We start from the raw sequence: 14779 nt of genomic DNA, 5'->3' as shown, positions 1-14779 counted from the left end.
TCTCGAGCATTTTTTAAATCACCGGATTAAAAGCTTGCAGCCACTTCCCTAGTAGCAGGTTGAATTCTTCAGAAAAAGGAAAGTCCAATCACGTTTAAAAGATACAGGAAATAAAAAATTTTCCCTAATAAAAAAAGCCCCCTTGAGAAGGGGGGCTTTTCTCAAGTCAGACTTATTTTGCGTAAACAGGGAATTTCGCGCAAACAGCTGCAACTTTTTCTTTCACTGTATTAATCACAGCCTCGTCACCTTTGCTGTCCAGGATATCTGCAATCCAGCCAGCCAGGTCACGAACTTCTGCTTCACCGAAACCACGAGTGGTTACTGCAGGTGTACCAATACGGATACCTGAAGTCACGAATGGAGAACGTGGATCGTTTGGTACAGAGTTTTTGTTCACAGTAATGTGAGCCGCACCTAACCAGGCATCAGCATCTTTACCGGTGATGTCTTGTTTGATTAAAGATAACAAGAAGAGGTGATTTTCAGTACCACCAGATACTACATCATAACCACGTGCGATTAATACTTCAGCCATTGCTTTAGCATTTACCACAACCTGTTGTTGATATTCCTTGTATTCAGGTGCCATTGCTTCTTTAAAGCAGATCGCTTTAGCCGCTATCGCGTGAACTAAAGGACCACCTTGGTTGCCCGGGAATACCGCAGATTGTAGTTTTTTCTCGATTTCTTCATTGGCTTTTGCAAGGATTAAACCTGAGCGCGGGCCACGAAGTGTTTTATGCGTAGTCGTCGTAGTTACGTCAGCAATTTGTACCGGGCTTGGGTAAACACCAGCCGCAACCAAACCTGCAACATGCGCCATGTCAACAAACAGGTAAGCGCCAACTTTATCCGCGATTTCACGGAAACGCTGCCAGTCCACGATTTGGCTATATGCAGAGAAACCCGCCACGATCATGCGTGGTTTGTGTTCTACCGCCAAACGTTCAACTTCTTCGTAATCGATTTCGCCAGTTTCCGGGTTTAAACCGTATTGAATCGCGTTATATGTTTTACCAGAGAAGCTAACTTTTGCACCATGAGTCAAGTGACCACCGTGAGCCAGGCTCATACCCAAAACGGTGTCGCCCGGGTTAAGCAGTGCAAGGTAAACCGCAGAGTTGGCTTGTGAGCCGGCATGTGGCTGTACGTTAGCATAATCAGCACCAAAGAGTTCTTTAGCACGGTCAATGGCCAATTGTTCAATTACGTCTACATATTCGCAACCGCCATAGTAGCGTTTGCCTGGGTAGCCTTCCGCATATTTGTTAGTCAGTTTTGAACCTTGTGCTTCCATAACTGCTGGTGAGCAGTAGTTTTCTGAAGCGATTAGCTCAATATGAGCTTCTTGACGAGCATCTTCTTGCGAAATTGCTTGAGCTAATTCTGGATCAAAGTCAGCAATAGAGATATTGGCAAACATTAGCGAGGTCCTATTAATTTAGGGCTTTTAAGCCGTGCTAAGATTGGCGCGTATTGTAGCATGAAGTTTGATATTTTCGATCATGAACTTTATGCAGTTTGCAATAAAAATGGCTCATACCTAAAAAACATGAGCCATTCAGATAAAAATAAGTTATTGAATTGGCATTAGAGATTTCACATCTGAAATAATACTAGGAATATTCAGTGCATAGACACTACTATGATCCCATTTAGTCGCATTTGACTCATCCGTAATATAACGTACTGAAGTTTGTTTCTGCTTGGCAAGTGCTACTAAAACATCTGTTGCTGCTTTAGGAACGGTACTATCTGCTGAACCCTGATAAATAATCACTGGCGTAGAAACTTTAACAAGTAAAGGCTGAGAATCTTTTTCCAAAAAGTTCTTTACGACTGGAATACTCATAAAGTTAGTTTGAGTACGAGGATAATTATTTACTGAGTTATTATTTGATTGTGCATAAGCATACATTGCTCTACCAAACTTCTGACCTAATACATCATAGCAATCAGTTTCTGCATTTTTCGCAATTTCATCGGTTGGCATTTTAAAAATCTGGCTATATTGCAGATTCGGGTTCGGGTTACGCAAACCGGCAGTAATCAGTGCAGTAAAGGTATCTAAAGACGCTAAAGTTCCAATTTTTTTATCCAGATTTGTTTCTTGTCCTGCCTGTTGTTCACCTCCTGTCAAAATCAGATTGAAATTTGAAGCCGGTGCTAAAGCTACCGTACCTTTATAGGTCATCTTAGAAGCACGAGCTGCATATTGCGCAGCACCTAAAGCTGCCTGGCCACCTTGAGAATGCCCTACAGCAACCCATTGACTGGATGCTTGTGAACCTAAATAATTTCGTACAGCCACCACCGCATCAGTAATAGAATAAGCTTCACTTTTCAGATTCAAGAAAGGATGAAGTTCTTTTCCACTCGGCTCTCCTAAACCTTCATAGTCAGGTGCTACTACAATATAGCCAGCTTGGAGAAACCCGCCAATCATGGCTTTAATATAATCATTCAGCGCTTTGCGACTCGGCGCACACTGATCAGCTACACCGGTAGTTCCATGTGCCCATGCCACAATTGGCCAGCCTGTAGCTGGAGGTGTTCCCGCGGGTGTAAAAACTAATGCAGTAGCTTGTGTTTCCTTACCATTAATTCCTAACATCTTATAAGTCATGATCACACTTTCGTCAGCGATCCCGGAGAAATCTGTCTGAGTGTAGGCTACAGGTGTGGCCACGACTGGATTAACGATATTATTTACTGGAATAACAGGTTTGGACTCGTAAAAATGATCATTATCACTATCATCGTTACAAGCAGTTAAGGCTACACTTAATGTGAGAAGAGCACAGGTCAATACTTGACGTTTCATCGATCTTATCCTTATCATATTTATTATCATCTCTAATGAGTTTTTCTGGTTTTTATCTTTAACAAACGATAAAACCACATATAATTTCCCAACTTATCTAAACAATATCAAGCAAAGAATGCGTTATTTTTTCTATTAAATTCGCGCCAGTTTAGATTTATGCTGAAATCAGCAAACTTTAAAATAGAGAGTTGCTCCTCTCCGGAACCATACAAATAGTCGTCATAAGTTAAAAAGCTTGCAATTAATACAGAAATAAAGCAATTCGATTGTCAGTTGCAAAATAATAATGTTAGATTTTACTCTCCTCTCTTTTCAGGAACATTTCCGACATGCAGGCCATTATTCTCGATACTGAAACCCACACCCTGAATGGTCAACCGATTGAAATCGCCTATGCGCCTGTAGAGATTGTAGACCATAAACTCAGTCTGGATAAAAGCCGACTGTTTGATCAGTTATATTCATGTGATGAGCCAATTTCTTTTGCAGCGATGGCTGTGCATCATATTTTACAATCTGATCTGGATGGACAGCCACATTACAGCAGCTTCGAGCTTCCAACAGAAACCACTTATATTATCGGGCATAATATTGATTACGATATTCGTGCTCTGGAAAAATGTGGTGTAGATTCATCCAATATTAAAGCTATTTGTACCCTTGCCCTTGCTCGTCGGGTCTGGCCAGAGGCAGAAGCACACAATATTTCCGCACTCATTTATATGATTACCAAAGGTAGTGAGCGGGCCCGTGAGATGATTCGTAAAGCGCATCGCGCAGATATGGATATCATTCTTACCGCAAATATTCTGATGCATATTGTGCATCACCTGAAAATTAACAGTCTGGAAGAACTATATGCCGCTTCAGAAGATGCCCGTATTCCACGCAGCATTAATTTTGGCAAGCATCGGGGTACAGCGATTGCGGAATTACCAGCGGACTATGTGCAATGGTTATTACGCCAGGATGAACTCGATCCTTATTTGCGTAAAGCGCTGGAAAATGCAGCTGTGCTGACTTTATAACCATCAGCTCATCCTTAAAAGCGTAATATATCCTTAATATCATTGTAATTTTCACCTTCTATGCTGGTGCTTATTTAAGCAGAAGATAGATCAAGGATGTTACTTTTTAATAAGACTCAACGTGGGATGGATGTGTTACAGAATCGGTCCCTTCCCCTCACTGCACGTCAGCGCCAACTATTAGTGTTAATCGGTAGCGAAGCTTTTGACTCCTTAAATGAAGCTTCCAGACTGCATATTGCCCGTCCTGAATTATTGCTGCAGCTCTGTCAAATGGGCTTAATCACGCCGGCCGACAAGCAGGCTGTCACTCAACATCAGACCGGAACTCTTCCAGAAGCCGGGACAAAAGTAGGTTTGACAGAATCGGAGATTCATTACCGACCTTTAAGTCCTTCTCATTCCCGGGTGGCTAATGATCATGCTCTTCTATCGATAAATGAAGTGGCGACTTCTGATGACCCGATCGCCCCTTTAGAAAACTTGAATAAAAGCGCTGAAATTTTCCTTCCTGAACTACAGGCACTTTCATTTGAAGATCTGAAATATATGATGATGGATAGTTTGCAAAAACATTGTGGTTTAATGGCTAAAGAGCAAATTCAACATATTTTAAATGCTTCGAATATCCAGCATTTAAAACGCTGTCAGATGCGATGGATTACCACATTACAAGAAAGTCGAATCCATCCCCAAGAGTTAAATTATAAATTGCAGCAGATTAATTTGAGTTATCAAAAACTCCAGTCTACTGTTGATTAAGAATCTGACAGGATTCCCTATCATTTAGTCTTTTAATCTCTTAACTCATCCTTCAAAGCAATCAGATTTAAGTGAGACAAGAATATATATTTTTGATTTTATTTAGTAATTATTTTAAGAGCAAATTCAAATGCTCAAAACCCATACTTAAGCGTGATAGAAAAAACAGTTATTTACCCGCATATAACCAAGGTTTACATCCAGTTGGATCAGCTATATGCAATATTATCTAGAATTTGATGCCTTCGACAATCCAATGCAGCTCAGTAAAGTAGGAAACTGGGTCATCACTTTTATGAGTCCGCCTGAAGAAATAGAACATATCGTACTCGCTATTAGCTCTGTATTGCCACGGCAGCTCTGTGAGCACTTGCAACCACGCCGGGTGCTGATCCAGAAAAGCCAGATCAAGCACCATTGGCTAATACAGGGTATTGAATGTTTTGATAGCACGCTTCAGCAGGAACTCATCCTGCGTGCCGAACAGGCTACGGCACAACATATTCTAAGCACTATTTTAAAAGAATTTGAAAAATATGAGGTTAATGTCCAGCTTAAATCTTTTTAATTGAAGATTGATTAAAATCAAAGCGCGAATTTGAACCGCTGGATGGAATATGATTTTATAGGTTTTAAACTAAATACTGGCTCACCTGATTTCTGTAAAACCTTCTTATACCAAATAAAAAACTCACCCTTATAGTGAGTTTTTTATTTCATCCAAGGTGGTAAGCTTAGAGCTCTAACGCAAACTATTGGAGACATGAGATATGTACTCCATTTATTATTCAACTACACGGTAAATACAACTGGACTGCTGACTTTCAAATAATAGCTCAATACTTGGCAAAATCTTCTCGCCCTCTACCACAATATGATCAATTTTTTTAACCAGATCTGTAGGAGCTTGATAATCTGTAAGTGAGCGCAATAAGGCTTTGGCATCAATAATTTTACTGTATTGATCTTTAACCTTGATATCTATCATCTTTGACATATTATTTCCCTCTTTTATTTTCCTAAGGTTTTTATAACACACTCGAACTGGCCGTTAAGCCTAAAAATGTTAGCGAATTTGGCAATGTAAACTTATTTAAACAGGAAAAAGTATAGCGAATCATTCTTTTAAAATAGGTTAACTTGTATGACAAAAATTAAAAAATCCAATTAAAAAGCTCGCATTTCTGCGAGCTCTGTGTTGGATGGCTAGTGCTAGATTTATTGTTTAATGTTAGACATCAAACTCAACTAACTGTCATTGATCCGTCCAACTAATTGGTAGCGTCGTTTGTTTTTTGACCTACCGTGAAGTTAATATAACACTCTTTTTTAAGGCTACAATAGCCTTTTACACTTCACCAAAAACAGCCATACAAGATTTTAATTGTGAATTTTAAAAAACGGATTATTATATTTCTGGTCTATTTTAAAGTCTATTTCTGGCTCTTATTTACGCGATGCCAGACCCAGAAGTATCAATTGAGTAGTTAGGTACAACACTAGCTATTTATTTGAAAATAAATATTTTTAAAAAACCTACCCTCTTTCTATCATGTTCTTTGCTGCTTTAAAAGGTTTAATCTTTTATTCTAAAAAACTGAATTGAGCCTTTATTCTGGAAAAAAATCATCTGATCATTTTAGCTTAGATACTTACTTTGCGCGTCGAGAATAAACTCTTCAGTCTTGTACTACTTTTAAGGCCAATAAAAAGCCCAATATACAATTGGGCTTTTGCTTATTCATCAATTTCGATAGGTTCACCATTTTCAGGCCGTCTGTGCTGCTTCGCATCATCGGCAGGATCAACACTTGATCCATCTTTGGTAATCGTATTGTAGAGTTCATCTTCTTTTTTATCATCAATAAACTCTTCATCTTCAAAATTTAAAGGCTGTTCATCATCCTCGAAATTTAAAGGTCTTTCTTCCTGCTGAATATTTACAGGCATATTTTCATCATTTATAGAGTTTTCATCTTTTTTCATGGCCTTTCATCCCTTATTAAAGTTGAAAAGATCATGCTCAAATAGTCAACAAAGTTATTCAATAGAGAAGCTTTAATATTTATGTAAGCTTATATAAAGTTTCTTATTCTAAAAGATAACATTTCATCCTAAAAAATCATCTAAGGAGGACTGTAAAGTAGAAGGATGAACCAGCTTAGCCACACGCGGCCGTTACAATAATGTTAGTTTGAGGACCGACCACGATAGCAATTCGATTAGTACGATAATCTATCGTCACTGGCCGACCCAAGGCAATCATTCGCACAATTTCAGTATATACCTTTGATTTAATGTCTGTTTGGCTTAATTTCTTTGCTTGCTCGTTGTGTGGTCTGATCTGCTTTAAAAGTTTTCATTGGAGTTGAATGCTGTAGTGTCTCATTTTCAGGAGTGTGAGCACAAGTTGTTTAAAAGGGCACTGAAAAAAACAAACAATATCGGATTAAGCCTGTTCATCTATTTTGCATAAGTTCTGTACTTCATATAAAGGCAGGTAGAGCAATCAGAATCAAAACCATTGCAATATTTGTAAAACGTGGGGAAAATTGGAGACGCTGCTATAAAAAACCTCAAGGTGATGAAAACTCGTCACCTTAAATAATCCGCCCTTTGCTCGATAGAAATTTTATTGTTGTTTTTCTTTAAACTTGCAAGAAAAATACAATACAATACGTATCATTACACTTAAATATAATTCTTTTTTCATGCTAATTTATAAATTTAGAAAGCGCCTCGATCTGAATTTAAGAAAGTTAATACTTTTATTAGCGATTTTTAGTGTCTCTACACTTTTTATTATTTCTCTAATTATCAGCTATCAGATTGTCACAAACCAGCTGATCAGCAACTCACTGGCCTTAAACTCGAATTATGCCAATAAAGTATCTTTAAATACCAATAACTACTTTAAAAACATGCTGCTTGAGCTTGAATACAGCTCTAAAGTTTTAAGTAAAAACTTCGATAGCCATGAACTAAGAGAGAGTGAAACCAACCGGTTAAAATATCAGTCTGATCACTATAATAGCGTGGTCATTAGTGATCCTCAGGGAAGACTGATTAACTATTCCCCAAATGTACTTAATATTGATAAAAATCAAATACAGAATACTCCTGGGGTGTTAAATTCCCTAAATAAAAAATCAGCCTATATTTCCTCACCTTATTATTCTGTTAAAAATAATATGATTGTATTCATTTCTCAGCCGATTTTTGATAGCTCAAATGCTTATAAGGGTTTTATTGGTTCAGCTATTTATCTCAGAGAGAAGAATATTATTAATAAAGTTTTAACAACGAATCATAATTATAAAAATAGCTATATTTATGTGATTAACCATAAAAATGAAATTATTTTCCATCCTGATGCGAATAGAATCGGGCAGACGGCAACAGGTAATACCGGCATAGACTATATGCATACCCATAAAAATGGTCAGATCCGTTTAATCAATAGTCAAGGCATAGATAATCTGGCTGGCTTTTCCCATATTCCGGTTACAGACTGGATTGTGGTATCGCAACAGCCTACTCATGAATTGCTCAAACAGGCAAATTCGATACTTTATAAACTGGCAGCGGCCTTCTTTTTCTTCTATGTGCTCATATTTTATATCGTCTGGAAATTATCGAATTATATTGCCTCACCTTTAAATCAACTGGCCAATATGGCAGGTTTATTAAATCAGCCTGAAATAAGCTCCAAAATTAAAGAGATCAAGCCTTGGTATTATGAGGTCACCAAATTTAAATTTTCTCTCTTGTCCAGTATGCGAAAATTTTCCCAGCAAATTACCCAGATGGATAATCATATTAATACCGATCCTTTAACCGGGCTGATGAATCGCCGTGGAATGAATGACTTCATTACCCAAAAAATAAATACCGCTACCACTTTCTCGATACTTCTGATTGATGTCGATCATTTTAAAAAAGTGAATGATACCTATGGTCATGATCAGGGAGATATTGTTTTAAAGCAGGTTGCCAGTCTGATGCAACAAAAATTTCGGAAAGATGATCTGTGCTGTCGATATGGCGGTGAAGAGTTTATCATTATTATACCAAACAGTAATCCGCAACAGGTTTATGAAAGTGCCGAGCGCTTCCGTAAAGAAGTCGAAGCGCATAAAATTGACAATATCGGCAATATAACGATTTCTATAGGGATTGCGTCCTGGCCACTTAGTTCTAATAATATTCAGGAAGTTTTTAAAATAGCTGATAACAATTTATATAAAGCTAAAAATGAGGGACGCAATTGTGTATGTTTCTGATTTTATATGTTTGGTCTTTTCTGCTTCATAAATGGAAGATTTATTTATATCCAAATATTTATAATATGCTCATCAGCATTGAACAATACCATGCTGATGATCATAGAATACTTAGTAGTAGGTTACTCTCTTTTTCGAAAAGCGTTCGAGCTGCTTTAAGAAGCCTTCAAAATAATCTTTTTCTTTTTCCTCGCTGCGATAACCCGCATATAAAGTACGACGCAAACCTGCAGGTGCTACACAATCCAAACGACGTGAAGTTACCCAGCCCTTCTGCTCGTATTCATTGACCACCCAATCTGGCAACGCTGCAATACCCCGGCCGCTGGCCACCAGCTGAATAAGCATTTGGGTCAAATCCGTGGTACGGATCTGCTTGGGTAAAATATTGGCAGGAATAAAAAGACGCGACATGATGTCCAGACGGTGCTTATCGACAGGATAAGTCACCAGAGTTTCTTCAGCCAGCTCTTGTACCGTAATCTCTTTGGCGCGTACCAAGGGATGCGTATTGGAGAGCACCAGCCGGGATTCATATTCAAAAATTGGAAAGTATTCGATCCCTTTGAGTGCAATCGGATCGGCGGTAATCAGCAGATCAAACTCCCCGGTCTGTAATAATTCATGCGGATTCGCCTCAAAACCTGAAGCAAAATCCAGATCGACGTCAGGATATTGCATACGGTATTGATTCAATAAAGGCATTAACCAGTCAAAACAGCTATGACATTCTGAAGAGAAAATGATTCTTCCGGTCTGCCCATGCACAATACGGCTAATATCACTCTGAGCAATTTGCACTTGGGGAAGAATTTCATCAGCCAGTTTCAGTAACCGCTGCCCAACATTAGAAAAACTCACAGGGCGACTACGGCGGTTAACCACTTCAACGCCAAACCATTGATCAAGCTCACGCAACTGATGCGATAGAGCGGATGGGGTTAGGCACAGGTCCCCAGCTGCTGCAACGAGCGAACCATGCTCTCGTAAAGCGGTCAGTGTTTTTAAATGTCGTAGTTCTAGCATGCGTAATACCCAAAATATAAAAATGGCTTATTCCATTCCGGAAATAACTGAGCTCTTCCAATCTGGTTTAATTTAAATCATCTTAAGATAAAATCAATGAATTTTTCTCACTTTAAATAATGGGATGATAGTTTTAATAAAATCTCTCCGGTTTTAAACAGCAGCTATCGCATGATCACACTAATCCCTATTCAGGGTTATCCCTACATCCATATTAAATATGTGCTGAAATTTACCCAAGGACCATACTGATTCGCCACAGAAAACCTCAATCCAAGCCTGATCTTTTTATAAAACAAGTTATTCATCTGAAATGAAATATCCAGACATCGCTAAATAGATATATTACCTAACGAGGTACAGGACATGAACAGCCATTCTGCTTAGGGCAGCACACAGTAAAATAGAAGACTCAGGACAATTCTAGAATCATCCTGAGTATGGTGATTTCATTTTTTCATAGACTGGTCATCAGGCATCACGATTTTGTCTGGAATGATTCATCCAGCGATACAGTACCGGTAACAACACCAATGTCAGTAAAGTAGAGGAAATAATTCCGCCAATCACCACTGTCGCTAGCGGTCTTTGTACTTCGGCCCCTGTACCGGTAGCCAGTGCCATCGGCACAAAACCCAGTGAGGCAACACAGGCAGTCATCAGTACTGGTCTGAGCCTTAAGATTGCCCCCTGCCATACCGCTTCATGCAAGGAATATTGATCTCTTAATTCCTTGATAAAGGTCAACATGACCAGCCCATTCAACACTGCAACCCCAGAGAGGGCAATAAAGCCAATTCCTGCTGACATTGAAAGGGGAATATCGCGCAGCCATAAAAACAGTACGCCGCCTGTCAGAGCAAATGGAACACCGGTAAACACCAGCAGACTTTCCCTGACGTTGTGAAAGACGGCCATAAGTAAAATAAAAATCGTAATTAAGGCCAATGGAATTACGATTTGCATTCGGGCCTTGGCTGAAGCCAGATTTTCAAACTGTCCACCATATTCAATCCAGTAACCGCTGGGCAAATTGTATTCTTTGAGCCGGGCTTGCAGCTCAGAGACAAAAGAACCTAAATCACGGCCTTCAACATTTGTTGTGACCACAATTCGACGTTTACCATTTTCCCGACTGACCTGATTAATGCCTTCAATGGTCGAAACCTGTGCAATATCAGAGAGCACAATACTGCCCCCATTGGCAAGTTGTAAGGGCAATTGCGCAACAGCTGCGACATTACGCTCCTGATCACTCAGGCGGATGACAAAATCAAAACGGCGGTCTCCTTCCAGAATCTCTCCGACACTGCGCCCGCCAATACTGGCAGCCACCACATCCTGAATAGATCTGACACTGAGTCCATATTGGGCAGCCAGAGCTTTATCAATTTCAATATTGAGTAAAGGCAGACCTGAGGTTTGCTCCACTTGCACTGCGCTACTGCCTGCGATCTGCTGAATAATTTTGGCGATTTTTTCAGCTTCGCTATTAAGCAGCTGCATATCATCACCAAAAACCTTCACTCCGACATCACTACGCACTCCGGAAATCAGCTCATTAAAACGCAGTTCAATCGGCTGAGAAAACTCGCTGTTATTTCCCGGTAGTGTGGCAAGATAAGCGACCATTCGAGTTCTCAGCTCATCAATGGTCTCTTTCGGATTAGGCCATTCTTCATGCGGTTTCAACATGATATAGCCATCGGAAATATTCGGTGGCATCACATCGGTAGCCACCTCAGCTGTACCGGTACGGGCAAATACCGTTTTAATTTCCGGAAAATTTTTCAGTAACAGTTTTTCGGTATTTTCCTGCATGCGCAAGGATTCTTCCAGCCCCGTACTCGGTGAGCGTAACTGCTGTACGGCAAAATCCCCTTCGCTTAATTGCGGTGCAAACTCGCTGCCAATTTTAGTAGCAAGCAAACCCGTCAGTACCAACAGGCAAATCGCAAAGGTCAACACCACGGCCTTATAGTGATAAGCACTATCCAGCACGTTTTGATAGCGGGTCTTGAGCCAGATCATCCAGCGGCTTTCTGTTTCCTGAATATCTCCCTTTACCCATAGCGCCACTGCCGCAGGTACAAAAGTAATGGACAGGATGATGGCAGCCACCAGCGCCAATACCACCGTTAAAGCCATAGGATGAAACAGTTTTGCTTCTACACCACTTAAAGCAAAAATCGGCAGATAGACCACCAAAATGATTAACTGGCCAAAGATCAGGGGACGGCGTGCCTGTCGTGCCGCCAGAAAAACTTCTTTAAAGCGTTCACTTTGACTAAGAGGACGTTTGAGCAGTTGCTGGGCATGGGCCAAGCGGCGAATACAGTTTTCAACAATTACCACGGCTCCATCGACAATGATGCCAAAATCAAGAGCGCCCAGACTCATCAGGTTGGCACTGATATTTTTTTGTGCCATCCCGGTTAAGGTGAATAGCATCGACAATGGAATAACGCAGGCGGTAATTAAAGCTGCTCGAATATTTCCCAAGAACAGAAACAGGATGATGATGACCAGAATGGCCCCTTCCAGCAGGTTTTTCTGTACCGTCTGAATGGCTTTTTCAACCAGTGTGGTGCGGTCATACACCGTTTCAATACTGATCCCTTTAGGCAGGCTGCTCTGCACCTCCTGAATCTTGGCATGTACCGCCTGAGAAACCGTCCGGCTGTTTTCTCCCATTGCCATCATGGCAATGCCCAGCACCGTTTCCTCACCATTATAAGTGGCGCCACCGGTTCTTAAATCATGCCCAATAGATACCTCGGCAATATCTCCGACCCGGATCGGATCGCCATTTGGGCTGGCGATCATGGTATTTTCAATATCAGAGAGTTGGTTGAGTGTACCCGGTACACGTACCGTCAACTGCTGCCCATTGTCCTCAATGAATCCAGCTCCCCGGTTTTCATTATTCTCCTGCAATGTTTGCTGAAGCTGGTCTAATGAGATTTTCAGCTGCTGCATACGGTTCAGATCTGGCGACACCACATACGTTTTTTCAAAGCCGCCTATGCCGTTGACCTCTGCAACGCCCTGCACACGCTGCAATTGAGGACGCACAATCCAGTCCTGAATCTCGCGTAAATCCATCGCCGTATATGCACTTCCATCCGGCTTTCTGGCATTCGGGTCGGCTTTAAGTACCCATTGATAAATCTCTCCCAGACCTGTGGAAACGGGAGACATGGTCGGGGCAATTTGCGCAGGCAGTTCAGACTGGACTTCCTGTACCCGCTGGTTGATCTGCTGACGGGCCCAATAAATATCGGTGCCATCTTTAAAAACGACAGTAACCTGCGATAAGCCATAACGCGAAATGGAACGGGTCAGTTCCAGATCAGGAATCCCGGCCATGGCATTTTCAATAGGATAGGTAATCCGCTGTTCGACTTCAAGCGCCGTAAACCCATTCGCCTGAGTATTGATTTGAACCTGGGTATTGGTAATGTCAGGTACCGCATCAATTGGTAATTTCTGATAGCTGTAAATCCCGACTGCAATCCAGGTACAGGCAAAGAGAATGACCCAAATGGCATTTTGAATCGAGAACTGGATGATTCGTTCAAACAGTCCTTCTGCTTTGGGCAGATCAGAATTAGTGTTCATGGCCTGCCTCATCTTTTTCCAGTTCAGATTTCAGCAAGAAACTGCCTTGGCTAATATACTTTTGCCCTTCACTCAGACCCGAAATCACTTCCAGCCATTCGCCATCACTGGAAACTTGTCCAAGTACGACGTGCTGGGCCTTTAAATGCACCTGACCTTTTTCTTGTGATTCAACAATGAAAATACTGTCCTCGCCTTCAATCTGTTGCAGTGCAGATTTTTGAATACGCAATGCAGCTTTTGCAGATGGTTCGCTAATCAGCACATTCACCAGGACATTCGGCCGCAGTTCGTCAGCTTGGACATTCAGCTTGGCGCGTACCACCAGACGTCCGGTTTGCACATCGGCCTGAGGGCTTAAGCTTTGAATGACGGCGGTATAGCTTTGCTCGGACCCATTGCTTTTAAAAGCAATCGTTTGGCCTGGTTGCAACTGGCCTGGAAACTGATTTGGCAGATTAAATTCAAGCCATAAGTCTTTTAACTGTTCAATCACAAATAACTGGTCGGCCAGCTGGACATTTTCACCGACCACAATATCCTTCTGGCTGATCACGCCCGAGATTGGTGCTCGAATCAGAAAACGGCCATTATTATTGCCACTTGCACCCAAGGCATTTAAACGTGCCTTGGCAGATTGCACACTAATCTGGGCCTGACGATAGGCGCTTTCGGCACGCTGGTAATCCTGTTTTGCTGATATTCCCTGTGACCAGAGCTGCTGTTCACGCTGATATTCCTGACGGGCCAGTTCCAGAGTGGCTTCCGCCATTCTCAGATTCGCCTGCTGGTCGATCAGCTCAGGTACAGAAAGTACCGCCAGTATTTGCCCTTTTTTTACATTCTGTCCCAAAGCTACATTTACCTGTTCAACATGGCCACTAAAGTTCGGAGAAATATGTGCCTGCTGGTCGGTATTGACCACCAACCGGCCGGGCAATGTGGTCAGCTTTTCAACCATCCCAGTGGATACCACCGCAATTTTCAGGCCTTGCTCGGCCATTTGCTGGGCGGTCAGCTGTATTGCCCCATGTTCGCCTTGCTCTGCATGCGCTTCATCAGAACCCTCTGCATGCGCATGTTGACCATGATCTTCCTCATGCGCATGTGGATCAGAGGGAGTATTTTTGCTGTTAAACCAGATCGCGATGCCGACCAGAATCGTCACCCCAATCAAAATCGCAATCATGAGAGGCTGGGATAATTTTCCGTTTTGCTTCATATTCATT

11 protein-coding genes are annotated in these 14779 nt (G+C 41.3%); 4 read left to right on the top strand and 7 right to left on the bottom strand.

Annotated elements, in window-relative coordinates; all coding sequences use genetic code 11:
• Positions 1-172: 172 nt before the first annotated feature.
• Positions 173-1426: a serine hydroxymethyltransferase gene (gene glyA / locus E5Y90_RS04540; RefSeq protein WP_151204662.1), complete on the bottom strand. Its 1254-nt coding sequence runs from the start codon at positions 1424-1426 to the stop codon at positions 173-175.
• A 153-nt stretch (positions 1427-1579) separates the two neighbouring features.
• Positions 1580-2827, bottom strand: a complete 1248-nt coding sequence (locus E5Y90_RS04535) for an alpha/beta hydrolase family protein (RefSeq protein WP_174659531.1) — start codon at positions 2825-2827, stop codon at positions 1580-1582.
• 332 nt (positions 2828-3159) lie between these two features.
• On the opposite strand from E5Y90_RS04535, the gene E5Y90_RS04530 reads away from it, so the two are divergent.
• The 3 genes from E5Y90_RS04530 to E5Y90_RS04520 all read left to right on the top strand — a co-directional run bounded on the left by E5Y90_RS04530 (position 3160) and on the right by E5Y90_RS04520 (position 5188).
• Entirely contained in the window at positions 3160-3858 is a 699-nt protein-coding gene (locus E5Y90_RS04530) for an exonuclease domain-containing protein (RefSeq protein ID WP_151206405.1), read from the top strand.
• 96 nt (positions 3859-3954) lie between these two features.
• Positions 3955-4620 (top strand): hypothetical protein, encoded by a 666-nt coding sequence (locus E5Y90_RS04525; RefSeq protein ID WP_174659530.1) that lies wholly within the window; start codon positions 3955-3957, stop codon positions 4618-4620.
• Between the two features lie 217 nt (positions 4621-4837).
• The gene (locus tag E5Y90_RS04520; RefSeq protein ID WP_174659529.1) at positions 4838-5188 is read left to right on the top strand and encodes a hypothetical protein; all 351 of its coding nucleotides are present in this window, start codon (positions 4838-4840) and stop codon (positions 5186-5188) included.
• Positions 5189-5404: 216 nt separating this feature from the next.
• Here the strand turns inward: E5Y90_RS04520 and E5Y90_RS04515 are convergent, their stop codons facing one another.
• Together E5Y90_RS04515 and E5Y90_RS04510 are read right to left on the bottom strand one after the other, a co-directional pair.
• Positions 5405-5617, bottom strand: coding sequence for a hypothetical protein (locus tag E5Y90_RS04515; RefSeq protein ID WP_151204667.1), 213 nt, complete (start codon positions 5615-5617; stop codon positions 5405-5407).
• A gap of 740 nt (positions 5618-6357) precedes the next feature.
• The gene (locus E5Y90_RS04510; RefSeq protein ID WP_151206600.1) at positions 6358-6558 is read right to left on the bottom strand and encodes a hypothetical protein; all 201 of its coding nucleotides are present in this window, start codon (positions 6556-6558) and stop codon (positions 6358-6360) included.
• 773 nt (positions 6559-7331) lie between these two features.
• Between E5Y90_RS04510 and E5Y90_RS04505 the strand changes: the two genes are divergently transcribed.
• Entirely contained in the window at positions 7332-8903 is a 1572-nt protein-coding gene (locus E5Y90_RS04505; protein WP_174659528.1) for a sensor domain-containing diguanylate cyclase, read from the top strand.
• Between the two features lie 111 nt (positions 8904-9014).
• Here the strand turns inward: E5Y90_RS04505 and E5Y90_RS04500 are convergent, their stop codons facing one another.
• The 3 genes from E5Y90_RS04500 to E5Y90_RS04490 all read right to left on the bottom strand — a co-directional run bounded on the left by E5Y90_RS04500 (position 9015) and on the right by E5Y90_RS04490 (position 14778).
• Entirely contained in the window at positions 9015-9929 is a 915-nt protein-coding gene (locus E5Y90_RS04500; protein ID WP_174659527.1) for a LysR family transcriptional regulator, read from the bottom strand.
• Between the two features lie 471 nt (positions 9930-10400).
• Positions 10401-13550: an efflux RND transporter permease subunit gene (locus E5Y90_RS04495; RefSeq protein WP_174659526.1), complete on the bottom strand. Its 3150-nt coding sequence runs from the start codon at positions 13548-13550 to the stop codon at positions 10401-10403.
• Complete coding sequence (locus E5Y90_RS04490; RefSeq protein ID WP_174659525.1) at positions 13540-14778, bottom strand: efflux RND transporter periplasmic adaptor subunit; 1239 nt, start codon at positions 14776-14778, stop codon at positions 13540-13542. The genes E5Y90_RS04495 and E5Y90_RS04490 overlap by 11 nt, the downstream gene beginning before the upstream one ends.
• Between the last annotated feature and the right edge of the window lies 1 nt (position 14779).

Origin of the sequence: Acinetobacter sp. 10FS3-1, from assembly GCF_013343215.1 — a bacterium.
GTDB lineage: Bacteria > Pseudomonadota > Gammaproteobacteria > Pseudomonadales > Moraxellaceae > Acinetobacter > Acinetobacter lwoffii_C.
Note: the sequence above shows the minus strand (reverse complement) of the source record. Positions and strands in the feature narration are given on the sequence as shown.

Excerpts from the sequence above, each read along its gene's own strand:
- glyA (WP_151204662.1), bottom strand. The coding sequence starts at position 1,426 with ATGTTTGCCAATATCTCTATTGCTGACTTTGATCCAGAATTAGCTCAA.
- E5Y90_RS04535 (WP_174659531.1), bottom strand. The coding sequence starts at position 2,827 with ATGAAACGTCAAGTATTGACCTGTGCTCTTCTCACATTAAGTGTAGCC.
- E5Y90_RS04530 (WP_151206405.1), top strand. The coding sequence starts at position 3,160 with ATGCAGGCCATTATTCTCGATACTGAAACCCACACCCTGAATGGTCAA.
- E5Y90_RS04525 (WP_174659530.1), top strand. The coding sequence starts at position 3,955 with ATGTTACTTTTTAATAAGACTCAACGTGGGATGGATGTGTTACAGAAT.
- E5Y90_RS04520 (WP_174659529.1), top strand. The coding sequence starts at position 4,838 with ATGCAATATTATCTAGAATTTGATGCCTTCGACAATCCAATGCAGCTC.
- E5Y90_RS04515 (WP_151204667.1), bottom strand. The coding sequence starts at position 5,617 with ATGTCAAAGATGATAGATATCAAGGTTAAAGATCAATACAGTAAAATT.
- E5Y90_RS04505 (WP_174659528.1), top strand. The coding sequence starts at position 7,332 with ATGCTAATTTATAAATTTAGAAAGCGCCTCGATCTGAATTTAAGAAAG.
- E5Y90_RS04500 (WP_174659527.1), bottom strand. The coding sequence starts at position 9,929 with ATGCTAGAACTACGACATTTAAAAACACTGACCGCTTTACGAGAGCAT.
- E5Y90_RS04495 (WP_174659526.1), bottom strand. The coding sequence starts at position 13,550 with ATGAACACTAATTCTGATCTGCCCAAAGCAGAAGGACTGTTTGAACGA.
- E5Y90_RS04490 (WP_174659525.1), bottom strand. The coding sequence starts at position 14,778 with ATGAATATGAAGCAAAACGGAAAATTATCCCAGCCTCTCATGATTGCG.